Below are 24,042 nucleotides of genomic sequence, written 5' to 3' on the forward strand. Positions count from 1 at the left end.
CTTTTGAACTGGTGGGTACGGGCATCGACTCGGCGCCGCGAATGGCCGACCTCCACGGTAGTGTGGATGTCATGGTTGCAGCCTACGAGGATCTGCCGTTCAGCGAGTTTCTGCACCGTCCCGGGGCGACCGCAGACCGGTTGAACGTGGTGCGTGCGTTGCGGCTACGCCGTAGGGATGCCGGTGATCTCGCCCTGATGCGGGTGGATCAGATGGAGCGTGACGGTGTGGTGGTCGACTTCACCGCGCGATTGCTGGCTGGTCTGGTTCGTTCGCAGCCGCTGGACGTGGTGCGCCGGGTGCTCGGCGAGGCGTTGCCGTGGGCTACCTTCCTGCCGGAGGCAGATCTGGATCAGCTTCTCTCGGAGTTGGTGGCGGTCTCCCAGGGCGCGGCGTCGTTGGCGAATCTGTCGCCGGTGGCGGTGTTGCTGGAGCAGTGGCGGCACACGGCCGAGGTGTACGCCGACCCGGTCCTGCTGGAGATTCTGCTCAAAGAGCCGGAGGGTGATTTCGGTCCGGCGACGACTCCGGCCGGTGAGCGATGAGTCCCAGGCGCGGCGATCGAGCCGCCCCGCCTCCCGTTGGTGGCGAGTTTGATCTGCGTTTCGCCAACTCTGCGGCCGTGGATGGCTGGGAGCACCTGGCGCGGCAGGTGCCAGCCAACCTGCGGAGGGCCCATGACGCCATCCGTGCGGCCCCCAGAGGCCCCGGCTCACCGGATCGGCATCACCGGTTGAAAGGCTCATTGGCCACCGGTGTCTGGAAGGGCCAGTCGCACGAGCGTTGGCAGTATGAGGTCACCGGTGGCGGCAGAATCTGGTACCTCGTCGACGACGAACGCCGTACCGCGTGGATCACCTACGCCGGCACCGGCCACCCAAGCGAAACCGACTGACCGATCACCGACACGACGGTCTTAGGGCCTGTGTCAAAGCCCCTGGCCGGCCTGCGGCGGGCCCAGACGACGACCGGCCGCGTTGGAAGTTCGTCCGGATACAACACCGGTATCCGGACGAACTTCCGCCTTGCCGGACCGCCGCCTGGACTCCGCCTCGGCTCAACCGAGGGCTTTGACACAGACCCTAGGGCGTTTGCTGGGATCGACTCCGGGGCTGTCCGGCGGGTTCCGTTGACGGTATTTCGCATTGCACAGTAGTGTGCAATGCGTGGACACCACACAGTTGCTGAAGGGCGTGCTCGACCTGGCCGTCCTGGCCGTGCTCCGGGAGGAGGACGGCTACGGTTACGACATCCTGCGCCGGTTGCGCGAGGCCGGCCTGGAGGAGGTCGGCGACGCCTCGGTCTACGGGACGCTGCGCCGCCTCTTCGCCGCGGGCCTGCTCACCACGTACGTCGTGCCGAGCGAATCTGGGCCGCACCGTAAGTACTACTCACTCAACGCCGCAGGGCGTGACCAGTTGACCCGCTCCGGCAAGCTCTGGCGCTCATTCGCCACCACCATGGACAGTCTGCTCGACGATCGGGGGATGGCGGCATGACCGTCACGGAGCAGGAGATCACCGACTACGTGGCGCGGGTCCGGGCCGCTCTGGCCGACCTGCCGCCCTCGCAACGCGATGAGCTGACCGAGGATCTTGCCGACCACCTCACCGAGGTCGCTGCCGAGGCCGAGGGCACCCTCGTCGAGCGGCTGGGCGAGCCCGAGACGTACGCCGCCGAGATGCGCGCCGCAGCCGGCGCCGCCCCGGGCAGTGGGCGCAATCTCGACCAGCGGGTCGCGACCGCGGTGGTCCGGGTCCGCAGCCGGCTGCACGCGCTCGACACCCGACTCGGCCCACCCCTGGGGTACGCGACGGCCAGCGATTTCCTCCGGTTGCTGCGCCCCGGCTGGTGGGTGCTCCGGGGCTACTTGGCGGCCATGCTGGTCACGGTGATCAGCACCGGCGGCAGTTTCGGGCTGCTGCCCCGGTTCGGCGGCGAGTTGCTCGCCGGCCTGATCATGCTGGTCGGCTTCCTGCTCGTCTCCATCTGGATCGGCCGCCGTTCCGGGCGGTTGGCCCGCTGGCCGCGCTCGGCGGTGCAGGTCGGCAGCGCGGTGCTGGTGGTCTTCGCGTTCGCCGCTCTGATGCAGGCCGAGGACCGGATGCGTTACGGCGACTACGGCTATGACCAGACCTCGGTCGACAGCCAGTACGACCGCATCCGGGACGTCTTCGTCTACGACAGCGAGGGCCGCCTGGTGGAGAACGCTCGGCTCTTCGACCAGAACGGCAACCCGATCCGGCTCGGCTACCCGGACTGCTTGCAGGGCGCCTATGTAAAGCAGACGCTGCGGGCGTACCCGTACTGCCCGGAGCAGGCGCCCTTCGCGCCCCGCGCCCCGGGCGGGCCGATCCCCTCCGAACCACCCACCGCCGTGCCCGGCGTGACCACCACTCCGGACCCGACCAGCACCCCGGACCCGACCACCACGCCGACCCCGACCGGGACGGCCACCGGTGGACCCCCGGCAGGCCCGACCGCGACGGGCGAACCGACCCCCACGGCGACGAGCTGAGTCACGGTGTGAACTGGATCATGCAGGCGAAGCTGGGAAATAGCTGAACGGACGAGGCGAGCGGGACGGCACCGAAAATCAATGATCGTTACGGTGTCGTCTGCTCATCAACCCCTCGGAAGGAACCCCCGTGTCAGAGCAGGTCGCACCGCCCCCCGTGTCCGACGCCGCACCATCTGAGTCGGCTGTCGAGACGCCGCAGCCGGCGGAGTCGCAGCCGGCTGAGCCGCAGGCGGCGGCGTCGCAGCCGACCGAGCAGGAGGCGAAGAGGTCCGGTGGGAAGAAGGCCCTCAAGATCGTCGGCGCGGTCCTCGTGTTCGTCGTCGTCGCCGGCCTGAAGTTCGGTGTCGCCTCGGCGATCGGCAGCTACTTCAACAAGGACGAGACCGCCGCAGCCAAGGCGGGCGACTGCATCGCCGAGATGCCCGAGGTCACCGGCACCGAGGAGGAGGAGGTCGACGACGCCAAGGTCGTGGGGTGCACCTCCACCGAGGCCGCGTACAACGTGGTCGGCCGGGTGAACGACCAGACGGAGACCCAGGCCAAGGCCGACACCGCCTGCAGCCAGTTCTTCAAGGAAGGCGATGAGTTCTACGTCTTCTACAGCATCGAGCCGGGCAAGACGGGCTATGTGCTCTGCCTGACCAAGAAGGCCTGACCAAGAAGGCCTGACCGGAGCGGCAGAACGACATCGACGGCGGCGGGAGCCTACCCCGCCGCCGTCGGCGTACCCGGAGTCACCGGCGGGCAAACGGGAGGTGAATGCCACTGTTCCGGCGTCTTCCCGGCGGCGGCGCGGCATGGCAGGCTACCGGCACTAGGACCACTGGGCGACCAGCCAACGATGACTGACCGCTAGGAGGACGGCCCATGGGCGAAATGGTGAGCTACCGCAGCAACGGCGGCACGAGCGAGGGGTATCTCGCGATACCCGCCAGCGGCATGGCCAGCCCCGCCGTCATCGTCATCCAAGAGTGGTGGGGCCTGGTCCCGCACATCCGGTCGGTAGCGGACCGGTTCGCCGAGGCCGGATTCGTCGCCCTCGCCCCGGATTTCTACCACGGTGAGACGACCAGCGAGCCGGACGAGGCGCAGCGGTTGCTGATGGCGATGCGGATGGACGAGGCCGCGAAGGACATCGCTGGCGCGGCCGACTATCTCGCCGGGCGGCCCGAGGTCACCGGCAAGGTCGGTGCGGTGGGTTTCTGCGCCGGGGGCAGTCTTGCCCTTTGGTCGGCCACCATCTCCGACCGGATCGTCGCCACCGCAGGTTTCTATCCCGTGTTGCCCTGGGAGTCGATGCACCCCGACTGGGTCGACTACGCCGGCAAGACCGCCGTCATCCACTGCTCCGAAGAGGACGGCACCTCGACCGACGAGGGCGTACAAACAGCCCGTCGGTCCATTGAGGAGGCTGGCGGCGACTGCCACCTCTACGACTACCCGGGCACCTCGCACGCCTTCTTCAACGACGACCGGCCGGAGGCGTTCGACCAGCGCGCCGCCGCCAGCGCCTGGGCCCGCACCCTGGAACTCTTCCGGGCCAAGCTTGGCTGAGTCACGTACCCCCGAGCAGGTGGTCGCCCACGCAGCGCGGGCGACCGGCCTGGCTGACCTCGACGCGGCGGTGAGCGACTGTTTCGCCTGTCCCCGGTTGGTCGACTGGCGGGAGGAGGTCGCCCGCACCCGCCGGGCGGCGTTCCGCGACCAGGAGTACTGGGGCCGGCCAGTGCCGGGCTTCGGCACCGGCGACGCACGGATCGCCATCCTCGGGCTGGCACCCGCCGCACACGGCGGCAACCGCACCGGCCGGATCTTCACCGGTGATCGGTCGGGTGACGTGCTGTTCGCCGCGCTGCACCGGGCCGGGCTGGCCAACCAGCCGACAAGCGTCGCCGCCGACGACGGGCTCGCCCTGCGGGACCTGCGGATCTTCTCGGCCGTCCGGTGTGCACCCCCGGACAACAAGCCGACTCCGCAGGAACGGGACACCTGCGCACCCTGGCTGCACCGCGAGGTCACACTGATCCGGCCGACCCTGCGCGTCGTTGTCGCGCTCGGCGCATTCGCCTGGGCAGCGTGGTGGCCGGTGCTCCGCCAGGTGTACGGGCAGCGCCCGCCCAGCCCGCGACCGGCGTTCGGTCATGGGGCACACTGGTCCGGCACGGACGCTCCGGACTTGTTGGGCTGCTACCACGTCAGCCAGCAGAACACCTTTACGGGGCGGCTGACACCAGAGATGCTGGACGACGTCTTCGGCCAGGCCAAGCAGCTGGCCGGAGTGGACTGAGACATCCGTGGGGTGGTGGCGATGACAGAGCACACACGCCCGCCCACGCCGTCCGAGGTAGCCGAACCGGGGGTGTTGCGCCCGGCGCTGGGCCTGCTTCGTCGGTGGTGGCCGGTGGGCGCGGTCGGCGCGCTGCTTGTTGGTGCCGCGCTGTCGGCAGCCCACTCATCGATCGGGGCCAGCCGGATCCCGCCAGCGGAAAACGTTCCCTGGGTGCCCGAGTACCCGACCGCCGAGCCGCCGCCGTCGATTCCGATCGAGCCGCGCAACGCCGGTGAGGTCACTCAGGCCCACGTTCCACAGTGGATCTCGACCGTGGCGATCGTACTGCTCGGTCTCGCAATCCTCGCGGCGCTCGGTTACCTCGCCTGGATCCTGCTGCGGGGCTTCCGACGTCGCCGGGCCATCCGTTCGCTGCCTGCGCAACGGGCCCGCCGTTCGGCCGAGGGCACTGCCCGCGACGTGGTCGCCGCCCTCGACGCCGGCCTCGTGGAGCTCGAAGACACCGACACCGATCCCCGGGTCGCGGTGATCGCCTGCTGGGTGCGCCTGGAGGAGGCCGCCGCCGCAGCCGGTGTGCCGAGGCTTGCCGGGGACACGCCCACCGACCTGGTCAGCCGGCTACTGCGCGGTGACCCGGCGGCCGGGGTGCCGGCGATCGTCAGCACCGACGTGCTGGCCGAGTTCGCGCACGTCTACCGGGAAGCCCGGTACGCTACCCGCCCGGTCGGCGAGCGCACCCGAGACCAGGCCCGCGCCGCGCTGCGCCGCCTGCGTGGCGAACTGTCAGCGGTGGTGACCACATGAGCAGCACCAGCATCGACGATCTGCTCACCTTCGAGGAGGAGGCGGCACCGGCGGGCACGCAGGCGCGCGGCTCCCGGGTCGGCCCGGTGCTGCGCTCGCTCGCGTGGGCCGCCGGCGTGGTCGCGGTGCTGCTCGTCGGCCTGCGCGCGGTCGGCCTCCAGGTCTCGCTGCCCGTCCTCATCGCTGGGGTGCTCGCCGTGCTGGCGGTCCGCCGGGTCACCGCCCTGCTCGCGCCGCCACCCCCGCCGCCGGCGGGTGGCCGGGCCGCGACGGGCGAGGAGGACGGCAGCTACAACTGGGGTGCGCGGGACGCTCTGCGGTCCGCGATCAACCGCTGGGAATGGCCACTGGACTGGTCCAACTCCCGACCCGAACGTTTCACCGAGGTGGTCCTTCCCCGGATCGGTGAACTGGCCGACGAGCGGATGCGCCTGAAGCACGGCGTCACCCGCGAGTCGGATCCGGCCCGTGCGCGTGTCCTGCTGGGTGACCGGCTGTGGACGTTCCTGGAGACCCCACCTCGCCGCACCCCGTCGCCGCGCGACCTCGCGGTGATCGTCGCCGAACTGGAGAAGATCTGATGAACGACGTGGACCGGAGCATTGCCCCCGCCGAGGTCGGCCACCTGGCTCGGGCGGTCCTGGACGCGGTCGGCACCGTCGTGGTCGGCAAGCGGGACGCGTTGGAGCTGGTCCTCGCCGGCATCCTCGCGGGCGGCCACGTGCTCTTGGAGGACCTGCCCGGGCTGGGTAAGACGCTCACCGCACGATCGTTCGCCCAGGCACTCGGGTTGGATTTCCGGCGGCTGCAGTTCACCCCCGACCTGCTCCCCGCCGACGTCACCGGCTCGTTCCTCTACGACCAGCGCAACGGCGACTTCACCTTCCGGGCCGGGCCGGTCTTCACCAATCTGCTCCTCGCCGACGAGATCAACCGGACGCCGCCGAAGACCCAGTCCGCGCTGCTGGAGGCAATGCAGGAGAAGCAGGTTTCGGTGGAGGGCGTGACCTACAAGCTGGACGAGCCGTTCCACGTGCTGGCCACCGCCAACCCGATCGAGTACGAGGGCACGTACCCGCTGCCCGAGGCGCAACTGGACCGCTTCCTCCTGCGCGTCTCCTTCGGTTACCCGCAGCACGAAGAGGAGTGGGAGGTCCTGCGCCGGCGGATGAGCCGCCGCCGCGAGGAGGCGGACATCAAGGCGGTGGTCGACGCGGCCACGCTCCGGGCGATGCAGGCCGCACTGGAGGACGTGGTGGTGGAGGACTCCATCGGCCACTACATCGTGTCCCTCACCGCGGCCACCCGTGAGCACCCGTCGGTGCTGGTCGGAGCCTCGCCTCGCGGTTCGCTGGCGCTGCTGCTGCTGGCCCGGGTCCGCGCGGTGTTCGGCGGACGGGACTACGTGGTGCCGGAGGACGTCAAGGAGGTGGCGGCGCCCGCCCTGGCCCACCGGATCACCCTGCGCCCGGAGATGTGGTTGCGCCGCGTCGATCCGGCGTTCGTGGTCGGCGAGGTGTTGGAGGCCACCCCGGCCCCGGCGAGTGGCGCGCTACCCAGCTACGCCGCCGGCGGGCCGCGGCACTGATGGTGGGACCGACCGTGTCGAGGGCCACCGAGCCGGAACCGGCTGCCGGCTGGGCACCCACCCGGGCGCTCGGCCGGGCGGTGCTGCTTGCCGGCCTGCTGCTGGTGGCAGGGGTGCTGCTGGGGCGGGTCGACCTGATTGTGCTCGCCGCCCCGTTCGCGCTGGGCACCGCGTACGCGCTGCGCCGGCGGCCCACGGCGTTGCCGCAGGTGTGGATCACCCCGGGTGACGACGGGCCGTTGGTCGAGGGCGGCGAGGTGACGGCGGCGGTGAGTGTCGGCAACCCGGACATCGTCGACTACGACCTGGTGGTGGTGCGTTCCCGCGTGTCGCCGTGGTTGCGCGTCGACCGAGCCGGTTTCGCCCAAGACCAGACCGCCGACGACGTGCCACCCACGGCAACCACGCCGACCGGCGCAGATACACCGGCCAGCGGCACGGGCCGCTCCATTGCGGATCGGCCGTTCGTGACGTCGGTGCCCACCGGTCTGGCGGTGGACCTGGAACTGGCCGGCCGTGCCCTGCGCTGGGGCCGGCACCCGGTCGGCCCGGCCGGTGCCCGGGTCGCCACGGCGGGCGGCCTGCTGGTCTCCCGAGCGGTGATCAGCGAGCCGGTCCGGGTGCGGGTGTACCCGCGTACCGAGCCGTTCGAGGCGGTCGAGGCCATGCCCCGCGCCGCCGGCCTGGTCGGGGCGCACCACTCCCGCAGGCCTGGTGAGGGCGGCGAGTTGGCCGGCGTACGGATCTTTGGCCCCGGGGACCGGCTGCGCCGCATCGACTGGCGGGTGTCGTTGCGCGCCCGGCAACTGCACGTGGCCTCCACTCTCTCCGACCGTGACGCGGAGGTGGTGGTGCTGCTCGACGTGCTCGCTGAGGCTGGCCGATCCGGCGGGGTGGGCGGTGCCGCCTCGGTGCTGGACACCACCGTCCGGGCCACCGCCGCGATCGCCGAGCACTACCTGCACCGCGGCGACCGGGTCTCCCTGCTGGAGTACGGGCCGGCAGCCCGCCGGCTTCGTCCGGCTGCCGGGCGTCGGCAGTACCTGACCGTCCTGGAGTGGCTTCTCGACATCCGTGTCCAGTCGTCCTCGCACGAGCCGTACGACCAGGTGTTCGGCCCGCAGTTGCTCTCCTCGGACGCGTTGGTGGTGGTGCTCACCCCGCTGCTGGACGAACGGTCGGCGCAGATGCTCGCCCGGCTGACCCGTGCTGGGCGGTTCGTGGTGGCCGTCGACACGTTGCCGACCGACCTGGCGTCGCCGAAGGACCAGGCCTGGGCCGAGGTGGCGTACCGGCTGTGGCGTTTGGATCGCGAGGTCATGATCGGGCAACTCCGGGAGCACGGCGTGCCGGTGGTGCGTTGGGCCGGTGCCGGCAGTCTCGACCAGGTGCTGCGGGACGTGGCCCGGTTGGCGACGGCTCCTCGGGTTGGTGGCCGGTGAGCGCGAGGAGTGAGCTTGCGAGCCCCGCAGTCGCGAACGAGAGGCGGGCGGGGTTGAACGAGGGTAGGCGCAGATGATCGAAGCCGTGACCGGGCGGGTTCGGGCGGCCCAGAACGCTGTCGCCCGGATCAGCGTTGCCCCGCTGCTGGTTCGGGCCGGCATCTTCGTCACCGTGTTTGCCGGGTTCGTCCTGGCTTTTCCCGCCGAGGTGCTTCCGGGTCGGCCGTTCCTCTTTCTGGCGGTGGCCGCGCTGTTCCCCGCGTTCGGTCCGCGCCGGGTCTGGGCGACCTTCACGGCGTTGGTCACGGTTGGTGGCTGGCTGGTCGCCACCGACGGGTACGGCCGCCCGGTCGCCCTCTGGCGGCTGCTCGCCGTAGCTGCCCTGCTCTACCTGGGGCACACCCTCTGCGCGCTGGCTGCGCTGTTGCCGTACGACGCGGTGGTGGACCCCGAGTTGATCACCCGATGGTTGTCGCGGTCGGCCGCCGTCCTGCTGGGCAGTGCGGTGCTCGGGGTGCTGTTGTTGCAGGCCACAGGGATCGGCGGGGGCGCCGGATATCAGTGGGTGACAGTGCTGGGTCTGCTGGTGGCGGTGGGGACAGCAGCGTTGCTGGGCTGGCTGCTGCGCCGTCGGTGACCCCTGTGAAATGAGAGTTACGCAGGTCACAGGGGTTGTGCTCCGTCACAGATGGGGGGCGCGAGCGGGATTACCTGAGGAGGCCGGGGAAAGATAGACAACGTGAATCCGAAGCGGATCCTTGTGGTTGGTGCCGGGCATGTCGGTCTGTACGCCGCCCTGCGCCTGTCGAAGAAGCTCAGCGCCCGTGAGGCTGAGGTCATGGTTGTGGATCCCCAGCCACACATGACCTATCAGCCGTTCCTGCCCGAGGCGGCGGCGGGCAACATCTCCCCGCGGCACTCCGTGGTGCCACTGCGGCAGGAGTTGCGCCGGTGCAAGATGGTGGCCGGCACGGTCACGCGGATCGAGCACGACCGCAAGGTGGCGACCGTGCAGCCGATCAGTGGCCCGGCCCGGGAGATCACGTACGACCACGTGATCGTGGCCCCGGGGTCGGTTTCCCGCACCCTGCCGATCCCCGGCCTGCACGAGCAGGGCATTGGGTTCAAGACCATCGGCGAGGCGATCTACCTGCGCAATCATGTGCTGGACCGCCTCGACGTGGCAGCCGCCACGCCGGATGAGGACGTCCGCCGTTCGGCGCTGACCTTCACCTTCGTCGGCGGTGGGTACGCCGGCATCGAGGCGCTCGCCGAGATGGAGGACATGGCTCGCGACGCCCTGCGCTACTACCCCGAGCTCAAGCAGGACGAGGTTCGTTGGGTGCTGGTCGAGGCCACCCAGCGGGTGCTGCCCGAGGTCGACCGGGACATGGGCGCCTATACCGTCCAGCAGTTGACGAAGCGCAACATGGACATCCGGCTGGACACCCGGCTCGAGTCCTGCGTCGACGGGGTGGTCAAGCTCTCCGACGGTGACAGCTTCCGGTCCGACACGATCGTGTGGACGGCTGGCGTGAAGCCGTCCCCGATGTTGGACTCGACCGACTTCCCGCGCGACGACCGTCGGCGAGTCACCTGCCTGCCCACCCTCCAGGTCGTCGACGGCGACCAGGTGGTCGAGGGCGCGTGGAGCGCCGGCGACTGCGCCGCTGTGCCGGACCTGACCAAGGAGCCGGGCAACTTCTGCTCGCCGAGCGCGCAGCACGCGGTGCGTCAGGCGGCCCGGATGGCCGACAACATCGTGGCCGTGATCCGGGGCCGTGAGCCGGTCAACTACAAGCACAAGCACGTCGGCAGCGTCGCGAGCCTTGGTCTGCACAAGGGCGTCGCCCAGGTGTACGGGATCAAGATGACCGGCTGGCCGGCGTGGGTCATGCACCGGACGTACCACATGAGCCGGATCCCGTCGTTCAACCGCAAGGTCCGCGTGGTGGTGGACTGGTCGTTGGCGTTCTTCCTCAAGCGTGAGGTGGTCTCCCTGGGCCAGCTGCACGACCCGCGTGAGGAGTTCGTGGAGGCGTCCCAGCCGGTAGGCGCGCCCCGCGTCTGAGTTAGCCCTGCCCGCCCCCACCCCGCCGATCTTGCACTTCCGGACGCCGTTATGCGGCTGTTGGCACGTCCTGTCCGGGCAGTAAGTGCACGGTCGACGGAGTGGGGGCGTTGGCGTTTGTCAGACCCGCCAGATCCAGGCGTCGGCTATTCGGGTTGCTGGGCCGTAGAGCTGCTCCAGGGTGGCTCGGAGGCTGCCGGCGTGCGGGGCGTCGTCGGCCAACGCCACGCAGCTGGCATTCCAGAAGTCAGCGTCTCTCGTGGCTTGACGACGCTGCTCGTCGCCGATGGCCGGTTGGTCGCCACGCCGGGCGACGTCCGCCAACAGAGCCGAGGTGGGCTGCTTCAAGGTGCCCATCGCCGCAGTGCCGCGCCGCCCGTACGGGCCGATGAAGAACCCTTCGGGCAGACCGAAGGCGGCGTTGGCGGCGGTCGGCCAGCGCATCTGCCAGGGCTCCTCGGGCGTCGGCAGCGGCACCGGAACCAGCACCCCGCCGGGGCGTACGCACTGCCGCCAGTGCCCGCCGGTGATGAACTTCGGCACGGCAGGCCGTTCGGCGGTCGGCAGGGGGGTCGGGAAGATCGGCAGCAGCGCCGCGCCGACGGCCACTGGCACCAACCGCCGCGCCCGACCGGTGCCGCGCAGAGCCCGGTCGACGGCCAGCACCAGCAGCGTCGCGACGATCGGCAGCAGTGCCAGCGCGAACCGCATCGGCAACGCGCCGTCGACCACCGGTAGCCCGCGGATCAGCGCGTACGGGCCGGGAATCGCCGTCCTGGTGCCGTCGAGCACCACCTCGGGGCCGAGCGACAGCGCACCCATCACCAGGCCCGCCACGACGCAGGCGAAGACCCACCGGCGTCGCCCGGCCCAGATCGCGCAGGCCACGGTGACGAGCAGCAGGGGCAAGCCGAGGAAGGTGTTGTACTCAGCCGGACCGGTGGTCAACCGGGCGGATTCGTCGCTGCCAGCCACCGACAGTGGGGAGACCGCCCACCAACTGCTTAGATCGGCTGAGAAGTAGGCCGGGCCGAACAGGCCGTCGGCAACACCCTGCGGCCCGGCGAACTGGAACCACAGCGGGTAACTGAGCACCAGCAGGGCAAGCCCAGCGGCGATCGCCAGCCCACCGGCGAAGCCGGGCAGCGCCCGCCGGGCCAGGTCCCGGTCTGCCACGGCGTAGCTGATCGCGATCACCAGCAGCGTGGCGGCGGCGAGGAAGAGCACCTCCTCGCCGATGAAGACCTGCGCGGTGACCGCCGCGGCCAGCCCCGCCGCAGAGGTGAACATTCGTCGGCGATCTGGCCCCGCGGGTCGGGTGCGACAGGCCGCTTCGGGTGCCGCAGGTCCCGGGTCAGCCGCCCGCAGCAGGCGGACCACCAGCCAGACGATCACCGGCACCAGCCACTGGGCGGTCATGTGCAGGTGGCTGTTGGTCTGCGAGACCATGCCGGGGCCGAACCCGCACAACCCTCCGCCGAGCGCGGCGGCGAGCCGGCGGGCGCGCAGCGTGCGGTGGAACAGCAGGTACCAGGCGAGGGCGGTGCCGGCGAGGTTGGCGGCGGCGAGGAGCGCGAAGGTGACCGGTGCGCCCAGCAGCAGGGTGACCGGTGCGAAGACGATGCCGAGCGCGATCACCGAAGTGTTGGCCATCAGGTTGACGCCGTCGGGCGCATTCAGTCGGTCGCTGAGTAGGTCGAAGTCGCCGAGCAGCGCGCGGGCGTCGACCGCCAGGAACCACTCGTAGAGGGTCTGGTCCTCCGGGTTGAGCGCCAGGGTGCGGCCGGTCGGATCGGGCCACAGCCCGTGGGTGAGCCAGCCGGCAAGCACCAGGCAGATCAGAGTGACAAGCAGATCCGCCCGGTGTCGGTTGACGGCGGCCAGCAGGCGGGCGGCCCGAGGTCGGCGGTTGACCCGGAGGGCGAGGCGGAAGGCCTGTTCAGAGGCGGCGTCGGGGGCCGTGGGGGCTGCGCTGCTCACGGCATCGACCCTATGTGGCCAGGCCTGCTGGGTACGTCAGGTCGCCGCTAACCGGCTACGGTGACACTGCACAGCGCGTGTCGGCGCGCCGGTGCCGCCCGCCCGGGTGGTGGAAAGGCAGACACGGCCGCCTTAAAAGCGGCTGCCGCAAGGCATGCGGGTTCGACCCCCGCCCCGGGCACCAACCAGCTCGACACATTCTCATTCGTGATCACCAGGACTTGGCTGCGCCGTTTACTCTTGGAGGGCACGTTCACGTGCAAACGACCCCCTGAGGGAGGCCAGACAGTGAAGACCTCGAACCCGGTGCTCGCCCGGCTCGGCCAGGCGGCCGAGCGGGAGCGCGCCGCCGGGTACGCCCCGGCTGGGCCGTACGGACAGCCCGGCATTCCCCAGCAGTACCCGTCCCAGGCCGGATACCCGGCCGCGCCGCCGACCGTGGCGCCGATGACGGTCGACGATGTCGTCGTCAAGACCGTCGCTCTGCTCGGCATCCTCGGCATCACGGCTGCGGCAGCCTGGGTGCTCGTGCCCGACGCGTTGGTCGGTGCCGCCTGGATCGGCGCGGCGGTGGTCGGCCTGGTCCTCGGTTTGATCATCTCGTTCTCCCGGATGGCCAACCCGGCGCTCGTCATCACGTACGCGGTCGTCGAGGGCGTCTTCGTCGGCATGGTCAGCAAGGCGTTCGAGACCTTCTACGACGGCATCGTGCTCCAAGCCGCCGTGGCCAGCTTCGGCATCTTCTTCCTGATGGCGATGCTCTACCGGGCGAAGGTCATCCGGGCCACCCCGGCATTCGTCAAGGGCATGATCGCCGCGATGGTCGGCCTCTTCGCCGTCATGCTGATCAACTTTGTGTTGTCCCTCTTCGACGTCAACACCGGCCTGCGCGACGGCAGCCCGCTGGCGATCGGCTTCAGCGTGGTCTGCATCGTGGTCGCCTCGCTGAGCTTCGTGCTCAGCTTCAAGGAGATCGAGGACGGCGTCCGGATGGGCCTGCCGCAGCGCTACTCCTGGACGGCCGCGTTCGGCATCCTGGTCAGCCTGGTCTGGCTCTACATTGAGATCCTGCGCCTGCTGAGCTACTTCCAGGGCGACGACTGACCTCGTCCGCACTGCCGATCGGCGCCCGTTCCCGCTCTTGCGGGGGCGGGCGCCGTCGTCGTCGGCGCCGTTTCCCCGCCGCCGCCGGTCCGCCCGGGGCAGAGTGACTGCGAGGGGTACGCGGGCAAGAGGAGGCAGCGGTGCGCAGCAACAACCCGGTGCTCAACCGGTTGGACGAGACCGGCCGGGTGGAGGCCCGGGTGCTCGGTGCCCGCGACGTCGAGCCGATGACTGTCGACGACGTGGTGACCCGTACCGTGGGGTTGCTGCTGGTCACCGGCGTGTCCGCGGCGGTGTCCTGGGCGGTGGTCCCCGACGCGGCGTGGCTTGGCGCCGCGCTGGCCGGCAGCGCGCTCGCCTCGATCGCGCTGGTTCTGGTCATCTCGTTGCGGGGGATCACCAACCCGGCGCCGATCGTCGGCTACGCCGTGCTCCAGGGCCTGCTGCTGGGGGTGGCGAGCCGCACCTTCGAGCAGGTCTACCCGGGCATCGTGGTGCAGGCGGTGGCCGGCACCTTCGGCGTCTTCCTCGGCATGGCGGCGCTCTACCGGGCCCGGGTGATCCGGGCGACGCCCCGGCTGGCGCGGCTGGTGATCGGCACCCTGCTCGGCATCGCCGTGCTCAGCGTGGTCAACCTGGTGTCGTACCTGATCTCCGGGCGGCCGGGGCTGGAGGTCTACAGCGTCAGTGGAGAGGTCGGCTGGCTGCCGTACGCCTTCTCGGTGGTGGCCATCATCGCCGGGGCGTTCAGCTTCATCCTCGACTTCGACCTCGTCGAGCGCTCGGTGCGCGACGGCCGACCCCGCCGGTACGCGTGGCTGAGCGCGTTCGGCCTGCTCACCGGGTTGGTCTTCCTCTACTGGCAGATCTTGCGGCTGCTCAGCTACCTACGCCGTTGACCGGCCCGCCGTGGCGTGGCCGGTGCCAGCCGTAGACTCGGCGGCGATGAGCGCAGCGGAGTTGGATCAGGCCGTGCAGTTGCTGGTCCGTCAGGTCGGGCACTGGCAACCGCCGAGGTGGGCAGCGGTCGCGACCACAGGCAACGTGCCGCGCGCGGACCTGGTGCACCGGTTGGTGCAGGAGATCGCCAACCTTGCCGCCGACGCCGAGGGTGCACCCCGGCGGGTGGTGCCCCGGCTCGACAACGACCTGGCGTTGCCCGACCAGTTGCGGGTCGTGGCGGCAGATCTGGTGGCCGCCGGCGCTGGGGGCGAGGCGCTGGCGCGGGCCGCCGCCGAGGTGACGGCGACCCGCAGCGCACTCTGACGTCGACTCGGTGAGCGTCGCGGCCAGCGGGCCCAGGCTCAGCTGAGCCGTTCGAGCACCATGGCCATGCCCTGACCGCCACCCACGCACATGGTCTCCAGACCGATGGTCTTGTCGTGCCACTCCAAGGCGTTGAGCAGGGTGCCGGTGATCCTCGCGCCGGTCATGCCGAACGGGTGACCGACCGCGATCGCGCCGCCCATCACGTTGAGCTTCTCCTCCGCGATGCCCAACTGGCGGTAAGAGGGGATGACCTGCGCGGCGAACGCCTCGTTGATCTCGACGAGGTCGACGTCGTCGATGGTCATGCCGGCCCGGCGCAGCGCCTGCCGGGACGCCTCGACCGGCCCGAGACCCATGATCTCCGGCGACAGGGCGGTCACACCGGTGGAGACGATCCGGGCCAGCGGGGTGAGGCCGAGTTCCTCGGCGCGCTGGGCGCTCATCACCACCACGGCAGCCGCGCCGTCGTTGAGCGGGCAGCAGTTACCTGCGGTGATCCGGCCGTCCGGGCGGAACACCGGCTTCAGGCCGGCGACCGCGTCGAGGGTGACGCCGGCGCGGGGACCGTCGTCGGTGCTCACCACGGTGCCGTCTGGCGTGGTGACCGGGGTGATCTCCCGGGCCCAGAAGCCGTCGGCGATGGCCTTCTCGGCGAGGTTCTGGCTGCGAACGCCGAACGCGTCCATGTCAGCGCGGGTCACGTCGTACGCCTGGGCCAGGTTCTCCGCGGTCTGCCCCATCGTCAGGTAGATGTCGGGCAGCTCACCGGCCTCGCGCGGGTCGGTCCACGCCTCGGCGTCGCCCTGCGCGCGGCGCTTCGACCGCTCGCCGGCTGCCCCGAAGCGAGGGTTCTCCCAACTGCCGCCGACCAGGGCCTGCGCCTCAGGAGGCAGCCCATCGGAGCTGCCCCGGGCGTAGCGGGAGACCATCTCCACGCCGGCGGAGACGAACACGTCGCCCTCGCCGGCCCGGATCGCGTGCATTGCCATCCGGGTGGTCTGCAACGACGAGGCGCAGTAGCGGGTCAGCGTGGCGCCGGGCACAGTGTCCAGACCGAGGAGTGTGGACACCACCCGGGCCATGTTGAAGCCCTGCTCGCCACCGGGCAGGCCGCATCCGAGGTACAGGTCGTCGATCGTGGTCGGGTCGAGCTGGGGGATCTTGTCCAGCGCGGCCTGGACGATGGTCGCGGCGAGGTCGTCGGAGCGGACGCCGCGCAGGGACCCCTTGTGCGCCCGGCCGATGGGGGAGCGGGCGGTGGCGACGATGACGGCATCGCGGGACGACTCAATCGGCATGGGCCAACGTTAACCCGCCAGTAACATGGCGCGGAAGAAGCCTGCGCGGCGGGAAATGTCACCTTGGCCGGGACGATCTAACGGCGGGTCGAGACCGTCGCCGCAGCGGCGATGGCCGGCAGCAGCGCGTGCGCCCACACCCGGTAGCCGTCGGCAGAGGGGTGGAAGCCGTCGTGGCAGAGCGTCCCCGCGTCAGCCCGGAACACCGGCCCGGTCTCGGTGGCGAGGTCGACCACCGAGCCGCCAGCGTCCAGCGCGGCCGTGGTCTGCGCGTGGGCCATCCGACGCCCGGCCCAGCCAACCACCTGGCGTAGCGGAGGCGCGATGGCACGTACCGCGCCGAGATCGGGGCAGGTGCCCACCACCACCTCGACCCGCGCCTCGCGCAGCCGATGCACCGCCGCGCCCAGATAGGCCGAAGCGTCGGAGGGTCGGCGCAGCCCGGTGGCGTCGTTGGCGCCGATCAGGATCAGCGCCACGTCGGGCCGTTCACCAAGCAGGGCCCGGGCCACCTGGGTGGCCAGGTCCGTCGAGCGGGACCCGGAGACGCCCACGCTGGACAGGTGCACGCGCCGACCGGTCGGGCCCTCGGCGAGCAGGCTGGCCAATTGGCCGCCGATGGTGTCTTCGAGACGGTCGACACCCACACCCAGTGCCGATGAGTCGCCGAGCAGCACCAGCCGCAGCGGCGGAGCGCCCGACCGGCCGATCGTGGCCCGCAGGGCCAGCCCCAACTCCGGTTGGGCGTAGCGTCGGTGGCGGGCGGCAAAGGCTTCAGCGGCCAGGACGGCGGCGCCTCCCACGGTGCCGGCGAGCAGCGAGTATGCCGCCGCCCGACCCAGTCGGCCGGCGAGGCCGGCGGTCACGCCCCGCTCGCTGCGCTCGTTCATGCCAGTCCCTCCACTGTCGAGGTGTCCGAGGCGGGCCCGTGTTGCGGCACCGCGCCGACACCGAAGAACGCCCGCCGGCGCAACTGCGCCCACCGGCCGGCCGGCCCTCGGTCGTGGCCCCGGACCTGGGTGCCGCTTACCTCCGTGCCGGCGTGCCGGGCCGCCTCCTGCGCGGCCTCCGCCAGCGACCGTACGCCCTTGCCCCGCGTCGGTGTGGCCCGTCGTTCCTGCCCTGCGCCGAGCACGGACAGCATCGTCGGCAGGAGCGCGGCGGCGGCCATCGCGTACCCCTCGGCGGAGGGGTGGAACCGATCCCAGGCGAACATCCGGGTCGGCTCGGCCGCGAACCGAGGGCCGAGCAGGTCACCGAGGGAGACCGTCGACCCCCCGGCCTCGACCACCGCGACCGTCTGGGCTGCGGCGAGCTGGCGGCTCCACCGGTGCGCCAGCCAGCGCAGAGGCGGCTGGATCGGGCGGATCGCCCCCAGGTCGGGGCAGGTGCCGACGACCACCTCGCACCCGGCGTCGCGCAGGGAGTGCACCGCCTCGACGAGGTAGCGCACCGCCAACCCGCGCGGGGTGCGATTGGTGATGTCGTTGCCGCCGATGAGGATCACCGCGATGTCGGGCCGGCATTCCAGCGCCGCCTCCACCTGATGGCGCAGCGCCGCAGAGATGGCACCCACCACCGCGAAGCGGTGCAGTTGCACCGGCCGGTGCAGTCGACGGGACAGGCCGGTGGCGAGCAGCGCGCCGGGTGTCTCCCGGCGGCGGTGCACCCCGTAGCCGGCCGCCGACGAGTCACCGAGCACGACCATGCTGAGCGCCGGGCCGGGGAACTTCGCGCCGTAGATCCCGTCGCAGCGCGGTGGCGGTGCCTCGGCCATCGGGATGGTGCGCCGGGCCTGCCGGGCCTGGCCGAGCAGCACCCCACCGGTCGCCACCGCGGCCGCCGCGGCGGCGCCCGTCCCGAACGCTGCCAGACGGGCGAACCGCCGGGCTTGTCGCCAGCGCTCAGCACTGGGTACGACAGAATCAGCCACCCCCATACCACGACATTATCGCGCCGGTCCGACACGCCGCTGTCGTCGTGACGGCACCCGGGGTGCCTGGAAACCGACGCGACGGGGTATCTGTGCAGGAGAGGCCGGCCGACTTGCGCCGACCCGCCACGCTGATCCGGCGGAGAGGAGCGCGACGATGGGAAAGACACTGAAACGCAGCGCGGCGTTCGCGGCCCTGGCGCGGGCACTGACGGCCGGGTCCCGCGGTGGGCCATCGCTGGGCACCCGGTTGGCCGCGCTGCCCCGGATGATCCGGGCCACGACCAAAGGGGAGTACGACGGCGGCCTTCGGCTGGCCCTGATGACCGCGGCGACGGCGTACATCGTCTCGCCGATCGACCTGCTCCCGGAGATCCCGCTGGCGATCTTCGGGTTGGCCGACGACGCGGTCATGGTCACCTGGCTGGCCGGCAGCGTGCTCGCCGAAACCGAGCGCTTCCTGGAGTGGGAAGCCCGCCGCAGCTCGGTCATCCCCGGGGGGCTGGTGCCCTGACGACACGTACGCTGGTCGACGAGGAAACGTCTGCCCGGCCGCCGTTGCCGGCGCCGCAACGAAGGGCACACCGTGCAGTACTACGACAACGTCGTCGACATGATCGGCAACACCCCGCTGGTACGTCTGCGTAACGTCACCGAGGGCATCCAGGCCACGGTGCTCGCCAAGGTGGAGTACCTCAACCCGGGCGGCTCGGTGAAGGACCGGATCGCGCTGCGGATGGTGGAGGACGCCGAGGCTGCCGGCCTGCTCAAGCCCGGCGGCACCATCGTCGAGCCGACCAGCGGCAACACCGGCGTCGGGCTGGCCCTGGTGGCCCAGCTCAGGGGCTACAAGTGCGTCTTCGTCTGCCCCGACAAGGTCAGCCAGGACAAGCAGGACGTGCTCCGGGCGTACGGCGCCGAGGTGGTGGTCTGCCCGACCGCGGTCGCCCCGGAGGACCCGCGCTCGTACTACAACGTCTCCGACCGGCTGACCCGGGAGATCCCCGGCGCCTGGAAGCCCAACCAGTACAGCAACCCGGCCAACCCGCGCTCGCACTACGAGACCACCGGCCCGGAGCTGTGGGAGCAGACCGGGGGTGGGCTGACCCACTTCGTGGCGGGTGTCGGCACCGGCGGCACCATCTCCGGCATTGGCCGGTACCTCAAGGAGGCCTCCGAGGGTCGAGTGCGGGTCATCGGCGCCGACCCGGAGGGCTCGGTCTACTCCGGCGGCACCGGCCGGCCGTACCTCGTGGAGGGCGTTGGCGAGGACTTCTGGCCGGAGACGTACGACCAGGGCGTGGCCGACGAGATCGTTGAGGTTTCCGACAAGGCGTCCTTCGAGATGACCCGGCGGCTGGCCCGCGAGGAAGGGCTGCTGGTCGGTGGCTCCTGTGGGATGGCGGTCGTCGCCGCGCTGGAGGTCGCCAGTAAGGCCGGCCCCGACGACGTGGTGGTGGTGCTGCTGCCAGACGGTGGCCGCGGCTACCTCTCCAAGATTTTCAACGACTCGTGGATGGCCCGGTACGGCTTCCTCGACAACTCCGGCGCAGAGCCGACAGTGGCCGACGCGCTGGCCAGCAAGCCGGGCGGGCTGCCTGAGCTGGTGCACGTGCACCCCACCGAGACGGTCCGTGACGCCATCGACTACATGCGCGAGTACGGCGTCTCGCAACTGCCGGTGCTCAAGGCCGAGCCGCCCGTGGTGACCGGCGAGGTGGCCGGCTCGATCGCCGAGCGGGACCTGCTCGACGCCTTGTTCACCGGCCAGGCACACCTGCACGACACGATCGAGCGGCACATGGGCGACCCGCTGCCGATGATCGGTGGCGGTCAGCCGGTGAGCGAGGCCGTGGGTCTGCTGGAGAAGTCCGACGCCGCCCTGGTCCTGGTCGACGGCAAGCCCAAGGGCGTCCTAACCCGCCAAGACCTCCTAGCCCACCTAGGCGCCAACTAAACCGCCCCCCGCCCCGCCCGCCCCCGCCCCCGCCCCGCCCCCGCCCCCGCCCCCCGCCGATCTTGCACTTGCTGTCGCGTGAACGTCGCTTATGCGGTGTTTTGTCGCTGCAGAAAGTGCAAGATCGGCGAGGCGGGGCGGGGCGAGGGCGGGGTGGGGTGGGGACGGGGCGGGGCGGGTGGGGTGGGGTGGGGTGGGGTGGGTTAGAGGTTTCGGGTGTAGCGGAGTTGTCGGGTTGGCGCCGAGCCGATCGTCTCGTCTCGTTCGTCGCCCGTGGGTGTCCAACCGCCGCGCTGGTAGAAGGTGCGGGCGTGGGCGTTGTCCCGGAGCACCCAGAGCACGGCGCGCCGCCAGGCCCGCGCCCGCATGGCGTCCAACGCGTCCACCATCAGGGTGCGGCCGGTGCCCCGGCCCTGCTCGGACGGCTCAAGGTGAAGCGCGTTGAGTAGCCCGGTGGTCGGGTCGTCCTCGTCGTCCGGCCCCACGTAGCTGAACCCGACCAGCGTCCCGGCCCGCTCCGCCACGGTCAGCCGATGGTTGTCCCGCTCCCAGTGCCACCGCTCGGCCCAGTAGCGCCCCATCGCCTCCGGCGTCGGGTCCGCCAACGCCTCGGCCGACAGGAAAGCGGAGTACGCGGCGACCCGGGAGCGCTGGTGCAGGGCACCCACCGCCATCAGGTCGGCGCCGGTCGCGGGGCGGAGTGTGACGGTCACCCGGCCGAGGCTACCCGGCGGGGTGGGAGCTGCACCGTGGTCAGATCCTCGGCGATGATCAGGTCACCGTCGAAGTGGTCGCGTGCCTCGTCGTGGAACCGGCGTGGGTCCGGGTAGCGCTGGGAGAAGTGGGTGAGCACGAGCCGGCGTACCCCGGACTCGGTCGCCACCCGGGCGGCCTGCGCCGCGGTCAGGTGGCCGACCTCGGCGGCGAGCGCGGCTTCCGACTCCAGGAACGTCGACTCGATGACCAGCAGGTCGGCGTGCTCAGCGAGGGCGTACACCCCGTCGCAGAGGCCGGTGTCCATCACGAACGCGAACCGCTGCCCCGGTCGGGGCACGCTCACCTCGCCGCGGGTGACGCGGCGCCCGTCGAGGTCGAGGTGCCCGACGCGGATCAGCTCGCCGACGGCCGGCCCGCTGATGCCGTACGCGGCCAGCTGCTCCGGCAGCATCCGATAGCCGTCCGGCTCGATGAGCCGGTAGCCGTACGTCTCGATGGGGTGCCGCAGCCGGCGTGCCTCAAGCGTGCCGCAGCGCAGGGTGATCCGCTGCCCGTCCGCCTCGATGGGCTCGACCCGCAGCTCAGCCGTCTCGTAGAAGGAGGTGGCGTGCCGGAGCCGGGCGAAATACTCGGCGCCGCCGGCGGGAAAGTGCACGGCGACCGGGTGCGGCACCCGGTCCAGGGAGAGCCGCTGGATGGTGCCGGGCAGGCCGAGGCAGTGGTCGCCGTGGAAGTGGGTGACGCAGATCCGGGTCAGGTCGCTGGCGGTGACCGTGGTGTGCAGGAGTTGGCGCTGGCTGCCCTCACCCGGGTCGAAGAGGATCACCTCGTCGTCCCAGCGCAGCACGTACCCGTTGTGGTTGCGCTGGCGGGTCGGTGCCTGGCTGGCCGTCCCCAGCACCACCAGCTCGCGCATGGACATCGCCGGTCCTCCGGATATGGAGCGACCCCCGGGGCGCTCCGCGCTGTGCGCGGGCCGGCTGGACTTGGCCGGCACCCCGGGGGTCGGGTGGCTGTCGTGGATTCGCCGCACCGCTGCCACACGGTCTCGACGATGGTGCTGGTGCTCGCCTTGCGGCGAGCCGATCACTGTCGAGGACAGCGGCTAGCTGACAGCCACCTCACGAGTCCGATTGCTATACAAGTCTGGACCACCTCCTTTCGCGTGTACGGCCACGTTATCGAGTCCTCGCCGGGCTCTGCAACGGATTTCGATCACAAGGCCAAACGGGAATGCCCCGCCGCCGCCTGTCAACACGTTCGACCAGGTCGGCGGTGGTTAGGGCCGCGTCTACGGAGTGCCGATCAGCTCGCGTCGCCACTGGGCGAACCGCTCGCGCATGGCCGGCAGGTCGGCCACAGGTACGCCGTAGCAGTCGAAGTCCTCGTCCGTGATCTGGGACAACGCCCCCAGTGCATCCGCGAAGGCCCGCGGCTCGAAACCAGAATCCGCAGCCGAAGCCAGTTCCAGCAGTCGTTGCTTGGTGTACTGGCCGCTCATCAGGGCAGCGTCCACGTCAAGGAAGTCCCGGGCCTCGGCGCGGCCGAAGAGGGCACACATCTTGTTGGCGACGGCATCATCGGGGTGAAGAACAGGCCCGATGGTCGACATCACGGGGGTGTGCGCCCGCCAGTCTGCGGACATCTCAAGCTTGTCCGGCTCGGCACTTGGGTCATCACGGTCGGCGATGAGCAGGCGGGCGAACGTGTCGTTCCGAATCACCGCTTGAACCGTGTACCGGTTGTCTTCCAGGGCATTGACGACGCTGTCGACCGCCTCCGAAAATGAGGCGCGCAAGGACCAGGCGGTGAAGAGATCCACATCGCCGCTCAGTCGAGCGCCCATACCGTGAGCGCTGACTGCGTACCCGCCAGCTAGTGCGAAGCCGAAGCGGCCGGCCGCCGTGAGAGCTATTCTGGTGATTTTGATGTGGCCGGGCAGCATCGTGTCAGGCAGCGCGGCGGGGAACGAGACGAAGTTCAGGAAAGCGCTCTTCCCACGCGTGGCGCACTGCTTGGGGCAACCACATCGTCGGCCAGAGCCGGATCAGGGAGTCGCGGCTGAGATAGCTGTGCAGGTCATCCGGACTGGCGGCCTCGTTCAGGACCGTACGGTAAAGATCGCCCATGCGTCCGGGCTGCGCAAGGTCGTAATGAGGATTGCCAGACCACTTCAAGTGGCGCGGCAAATCCACCACCCCGGTAGTGGGCCCGCGTAGATGATCAAGGGTTTCGGGCACGACAACCGGTTTGGCGTAACCGTGTGGACGGGTCGCGCTGTCGCCGGTCATCGTGCCCTCCCTCACGTCCGAATCAGGCTAACGCCTGCATGCAGCCGGCGGTACAGGCCACGCCGACCGGGCAGCTCATGCCGTTCGGGCACTCAGTCATCACCAGGTTGCGGCATGCGGCCGAACCGTCGGACCTCCTGGGGCCAGCCGCATGCTTCCGCGATCTTGCCGGCCCACATCCGGGCCGTTTCCTCGTCGGCCACGTCCACTACGGTCAGCCCGCCCAGCCACTCCTTGGTTTCGACGTAAGGCCCGTCGGTGAACATCAACGTGCCGCTCGTGGCGTCGGCACTGAAGACGGGGCCGTCTTCCTCCAGGCCCCCGGCGAACAGGTACGCCCCGGCTTCCTTGATCTCGTCCACGACCGCCTTGGCGAGTGGCCCGCGCCCGCGAAACCACTCCTCAGTGTGGTCGCCCACCCACTGCTGGTTGAAGTAGATGAGGTATTCGGCCATGTCTGCTCCATCGTCTCGGGCGGACCTATGTCTGCCTCCATCTTCGCTACGAACGGAGCCGGGCGGATACGACACCTCAGGCCGGACTGGTCCGGGGATCCGCGCCAGCGGTACAGCGAGGCTGCCATCCGCCGCGCCTCCGTGAGCGATACCAAGCTGCCAACGGCGATCCCGGCCAGCTACAGCGACGAGCAGCCCGCCAAGCAGGCCATCTGAACTTTGTCGCACGCCTGAGCTAGCTTCCGTTCCGATCTGGGGAGGACTGGTTGAGGACCTGCAGCAACCCGAAGTGCGGTATAGACATCTCTCGCAAGCGCGCTGA

The 24,042-nt window shown here is 70.6% G+C and carries 26 protein-coding genes, 1 tRNA gene and 1 pseudogene; 19 read left to right on the forward strand and 9 right to left on the reverse strand.

The window, feature by feature from the left end; all coding sequences use genetic code 11:
* Nucleotides 1-71 precede the first annotated feature (71 nt).
* The 13 genes from ACLQ28_RS09035 (at nt 72) to ACLQ28_RS09095 (ending at nt 10,716) form a co-directional block, all read left to right on the forward strand.
* On the forward strand, nt 72-545 hold the full coding sequence (locus ACLQ28_RS09035) for a hypothetical protein (RefSeq protein WP_425685725.1): 474 nt from the start codon (nt 72-74) through the stop codon (nt 543-545).
* 188 nt (nt 546-733) lie between these two features.
* Nucleotides 734-895: a hypothetical protein gene (locus ACLQ28_RS09040; RefSeq protein ID WP_425685726.1), complete on the forward strand. Its 162-nt coding sequence runs from the start codon at nt 734-736 to the stop codon at nt 893-895.
* A 271-nt stretch (nt 896-1,166) separates the two neighbouring features.
* Complete coding sequence (locus tag ACLQ28_RS09045) at nt 1,167-1,499, forward strand: PadR family transcriptional regulator (RefSeq protein ID WP_074316865.1); 333 nt, start codon at nt 1,167-1,169, stop codon at nt 1,497-1,499.
* Nucleotides 1,496-2,518, forward strand: a complete 1,023-nt coding sequence (locus ACLQ28_RS09050) for an HAAS signaling domain-containing protein (protein WP_425685727.1) — start codon at nt 1,496-1,498, stop codon at nt 2,516-2,518. The genes ACLQ28_RS09045 and ACLQ28_RS09050 overlap by 4 nt, the downstream gene beginning before the upstream one ends.
* Nucleotides 2,519-2,648: 130 nt before the next feature.
* Entirely contained in the window at nt 2,649-3,176 is a 528-nt protein-coding gene (locus ACLQ28_RS09055; protein ID WP_425685728.1) for an LppU/SCO3897 family protein, read from the forward strand.
* Between the two features lie 212 nt (nt 3,177-3,388).
* A complete protein-coding gene (locus ACLQ28_RS09060) occupies nt 3,389-4,075 on the forward strand; it encodes a dienelactone hydrolase family protein (RefSeq protein WP_425685729.1) in 687 nt (228 codons plus the stop codon).
* Nucleotides 4,068-4,808 (forward strand): uracil-DNA glycosylase, encoded by a 741-nt coding sequence (locus ACLQ28_RS09065; protein ID WP_425685730.1) that lies wholly within the window; start codon nt 4,068-4,070, stop codon nt 4,806-4,808. The genes ACLQ28_RS09060 and ACLQ28_RS09065 overlap by 8 nt, the downstream gene beginning before the upstream one ends.
* A 21-nt stretch (nt 4,809-4,829) precedes the next feature.
* Complete coding sequence (locus ACLQ28_RS09070; protein WP_425685731.1) at nt 4,830-5,615, forward strand: DUF4129 domain-containing protein; 786 nt, start codon at nt 4,830-4,832, stop codon at nt 5,613-5,615.
* Nucleotides 5,612-6,196 carry a hypothetical protein gene (locus ACLQ28_RS09075; protein ID WP_425685732.1) on the forward strand — a complete coding sequence of 195 codons (585 nt, stop codon included), beginning with the start codon at nt 5,612-5,614 and terminating at the stop codon, nt 6,194-6,196. The genes ACLQ28_RS09070 and ACLQ28_RS09075 overlap by 4 nt, the downstream gene beginning before the upstream one ends.
* Nucleotides 6,196-7,203, forward strand: coding sequence for an AAA family ATPase (locus ACLQ28_RS09080; protein WP_425685733.1), 1,008 nt, complete (start codon nt 6,196-6,198; stop codon nt 7,201-7,203). Before ACLQ28_RS09075 ends, ACLQ28_RS09080 begins: the two co-directional genes overlap by 1 nt.
* Nucleotides 7,203-8,645, forward strand: coding sequence for a DUF58 domain-containing protein (locus ACLQ28_RS09085; protein WP_425685734.1), 1,443 nt, complete (start codon nt 7,203-7,205; stop codon nt 8,643-8,645). Before ACLQ28_RS09080 ends, ACLQ28_RS09085 begins: the two co-directional genes overlap by 1 nt.
* A gap of 76 nt (nt 8,646-8,721) precedes the next feature.
* A complete protein-coding gene (locus ACLQ28_RS09090) occupies nt 8,722-9,282 on the forward strand; it encodes a hypothetical protein (RefSeq protein WP_425685830.1) in 561 nt (186 codons plus the stop codon).
* 102 nt (nt 9,283-9,384) lie between these two features.
* Entirely contained in the window at nt 9,385-10,716 is a 1,332-nt protein-coding gene (locus ACLQ28_RS09095; protein WP_425685735.1) for an NAD(P)/FAD-dependent oxidoreductase, read from the forward strand.
* A gap of 120 nt (nt 10,717-10,836) precedes the next feature.
* Here the strand turns inward: ACLQ28_RS09095 and ACLQ28_RS09100 are convergent, their stop codons facing one another.
* On the reverse strand, nt 10,837-12,696 hold the full coding sequence (locus tag ACLQ28_RS09100; protein WP_425685736.1) for a hypothetical protein: 1,860 nt from the start codon (nt 12,694-12,696) through the stop codon (nt 10,837-10,839).
* 100 nt (nt 12,697-12,796) lie between these two features.
* On the opposite strand from ACLQ28_RS09100, the gene ACLQ28_RS09105 reads away from it, so the two are divergent.
* The 4 genes from ACLQ28_RS09105 to ACLQ28_RS09120 all read left to right on the forward strand — a co-directional run bounded on the left by ACLQ28_RS09105 (nt 12,797) and on the right by ACLQ28_RS09120 (nt 15,066).
* Nucleotides 12,797-12,880: transfer RNA gene (locus tag ACLQ28_RS09105), tRNA-Leu, on the forward strand.
* A 104-nt stretch (nt 12,881-12,984) separates the two neighbouring features.
* Nucleotides 12,985-13,800, forward strand: coding sequence for a Bax inhibitor-1/YccA family protein (locus tag ACLQ28_RS09110; RefSeq protein ID WP_425685737.1), 816 nt, complete (start codon nt 12,985-12,987; stop codon nt 13,798-13,800).
* 140 nt (nt 13,801-13,940) lie between these two features.
* Nucleotides 13,941-14,699, forward strand: a complete 759-nt coding sequence (locus tag ACLQ28_RS09115; protein ID WP_425685738.1) for a Bax inhibitor-1/YccA family protein — start codon at nt 13,941-13,943, stop codon at nt 14,697-14,699.
* Nucleotides 14,700-14,745: 46 nt separating this feature from the next.
* Nucleotides 14,746-15,066: a hypothetical protein gene (locus ACLQ28_RS09120; protein ID WP_425685739.1), complete on the forward strand. Its 321-nt coding sequence runs from the start codon at nt 14,746-14,748 to the stop codon at nt 15,064-15,066.
* Between the two features lie 38 nt (nt 15,067-15,104).
* On the opposite strand, the gene ACLQ28_RS09125 is transcribed toward ACLQ28_RS09120, so the two are convergent.
* The 3 genes and pseudogenes from ACLQ28_RS09125 to ACLQ28_RS09135 form a co-directional block, all read right to left on the reverse strand.
* Nucleotides 15,105-16,367, reverse strand: coding sequence for an acetyl-CoA C-acetyltransferase (locus tag ACLQ28_RS09125; protein ID WP_425685740.1), 1,263 nt, complete (start codon nt 16,365-16,367; stop codon nt 15,105-15,107).
* Between the two features lie 77 nt (nt 16,368-16,444).
* Nucleotides 16,445-17,233: an SGNH/GDSL hydrolase family protein gene (locus ACLQ28_RS09130; protein WP_425685831.1), complete on the reverse strand. Its 789-nt coding sequence runs from the start codon at nt 17,231-17,233 to the stop codon at nt 16,445-16,447.
* Nucleotides 17,225-18,306: pseudogene (locus ACLQ28_RS09135) on the reverse strand (SGNH/GDSL hydrolase family protein); the annotation flags it as partial. The pseudogene ACLQ28_RS09135 and the gene ACLQ28_RS09130, both read right to left, overlap by 9 nt.
* A 151-nt stretch (nt 18,307-18,457) precedes the next feature.
* Here ACLQ28_RS09135 and ACLQ28_RS09140 point away from each other — a divergent pair.
* Nucleotides 18,458-18,814, forward strand: a complete 357-nt coding sequence (locus ACLQ28_RS09140) for a YkvA family protein (RefSeq protein WP_425685741.1) — start codon at nt 18,458-18,460, stop codon at nt 18,812-18,814.
* A gap of 72 nt (nt 18,815-18,886) precedes the next feature.
* A complete protein-coding gene (locus tag ACLQ28_RS09145) occupies nt 18,887-20,257 on the forward strand; it encodes a cystathionine beta-synthase (RefSeq protein ID WP_425685742.1) in 1,371 nt (456 codons plus the stop codon).
* 203 nt (nt 20,258-20,460) lie between these two features.
* On the opposite strand, the gene ACLQ28_RS09150 is transcribed toward ACLQ28_RS09145, so the two are convergent.
* From ACLQ28_RS09150 to ACLQ28_RS09170, 5 genes are all read right to left on the reverse strand, one after another.
* On the reverse strand, nt 20,461-20,970 hold the full coding sequence (locus ACLQ28_RS09150) for a GNAT family N-acetyltransferase (protein WP_425685743.1): 510 nt from the start codon (nt 20,968-20,970) through the stop codon (nt 20,461-20,463).
* Entirely contained in the window at nt 20,967-21,896 is a 930-nt protein-coding gene (locus ACLQ28_RS09155; protein WP_425685744.1) for a ribonuclease Z, read from the reverse strand. The genes ACLQ28_RS09150 and ACLQ28_RS09155 overlap by 4 nt, the downstream gene beginning before the upstream one ends.
* A 369-nt stretch (nt 21,897-22,265) precedes the next feature.
* A complete protein-coding gene (locus ACLQ28_RS09160) occupies nt 22,266-22,919 on the reverse strand; it encodes a nucleotidyl transferase AbiEii/AbiGii toxin family protein (protein ID WP_425685745.1) in 654 nt (217 codons plus the stop codon).
* Nucleotides 22,920-22,923: 4 nt separating this feature from the next.
* Complete coding sequence (locus ACLQ28_RS09165; protein WP_425685746.1) at nt 22,924-23,265, reverse strand: hypothetical protein; 342 nt, start codon at nt 23,263-23,265, stop codon at nt 22,924-22,926.
* 92 nt (nt 23,266-23,357) lie between these two features.
* On the reverse strand, nt 23,358-23,720 hold the full coding sequence (locus ACLQ28_RS09170) for a YciI family protein (protein ID WP_425685747.1): 363 nt from the start codon (nt 23,718-23,720) through the stop codon (nt 23,358-23,360).
* Between the last annotated feature and the right edge of the window lie 322 nt (nt 23,721-24,042).

The sequence above is a fragment of the Micromonospora sp. DT201 genome (genome assembly GCF_049841575.1).
In the GTDB taxonomy this organism is placed as follows: Bacteria; Actinomycetota; Actinomycetes; order Mycobacteriales; family Micromonosporaceae; genus Micromonospora.

Excerpts from the sequence above, each read along its gene's own strand:
- ACLQ28_RS09035 (WP_425685725.1), top strand. The coding sequence starts at position 72 with ATGGTTGCAGCCTACGAGGATCTGCCGTTCAGCGAGTTTCTGCACCGT.
- ACLQ28_RS09050 (WP_425685727.1), top strand. The coding sequence starts at position 1,496 with ATGACCGTCACGGAGCAGGAGATCACCGACTACGTGGCGCGGGTCCGG.
- ACLQ28_RS09060 (WP_425685729.1), top strand. The coding sequence starts at position 3,389 with ATGGGCGAAATGGTGAGCTACCGCAGCAACGGCGGCACGAGCGAGGGG.
- ACLQ28_RS09070 (WP_425685731.1), top strand. The coding sequence starts at position 4,830 with ATGACAGAGCACACACGCCCGCCCACGCCGTCCGAGGTAGCCGAACCG.
- ACLQ28_RS09075 (WP_425685732.1), top strand. The coding sequence starts at position 5,612 with ATGAGCAGCACCAGCATCGACGATCTGCTCACCTTCGAGGAGGAGGCG.
- ACLQ28_RS09080 (WP_425685733.1), top strand. The coding sequence starts at position 6,196 with ATGAACGACGTGGACCGGAGCATTGCCCCCGCCGAGGTCGGCCACCTG.
- ACLQ28_RS09085 (WP_425685734.1), top strand. The coding sequence starts at position 7,203 with ATGGTGGGACCGACCGTGTCGAGGGCCACCGAGCCGGAACCGGCTGCC.
- ACLQ28_RS09120 (WP_425685739.1), top strand. The coding sequence starts at position 14,746 with ATGAGCGCAGCGGAGTTGGATCAGGCCGTGCAGTTGCTGGTCCGTCAG.
- ACLQ28_RS09125 (WP_425685740.1), bottom strand. The coding sequence starts at position 16,367 with ATGCCGATTGAGTCGTCCCGCGATGCCGTCATCGTCGCCACCGCCCGC.
- ACLQ28_RS09140 (WP_425685741.1), top strand. The coding sequence starts at position 18,458 with ATGGGAAAGACACTGAAACGCAGCGCGGCGTTCGCGGCCCTGGCGCGG.
- ACLQ28_RS09155 (WP_425685744.1), bottom strand. The coding sequence starts at position 21,896 with ATGTCCATGCGCGAGCTGGTGGTGCTGGGGACGGCCAGCCAGGCACCG.
- ACLQ28_RS09160 (WP_425685745.1), bottom strand. The coding sequence starts at position 22,919 with ATGCTGCCCGGCCACATCAAAATCACCAGAATAGCTCTCACGGCGGCC.
- ACLQ28_RS09165 (WP_425685746.1), bottom strand. The coding sequence starts at position 23,265 with ATGACCGGCGACAGCGCGACCCGTCCACACGGTTACGCCAAACCGGTT.
- ACLQ28_RS09170 (WP_425685747.1), bottom strand. The coding sequence starts at position 23,720 with ATGGCCGAATACCTCATCTACTTCAACCAGCAGTGGGTGGGCGACCAC.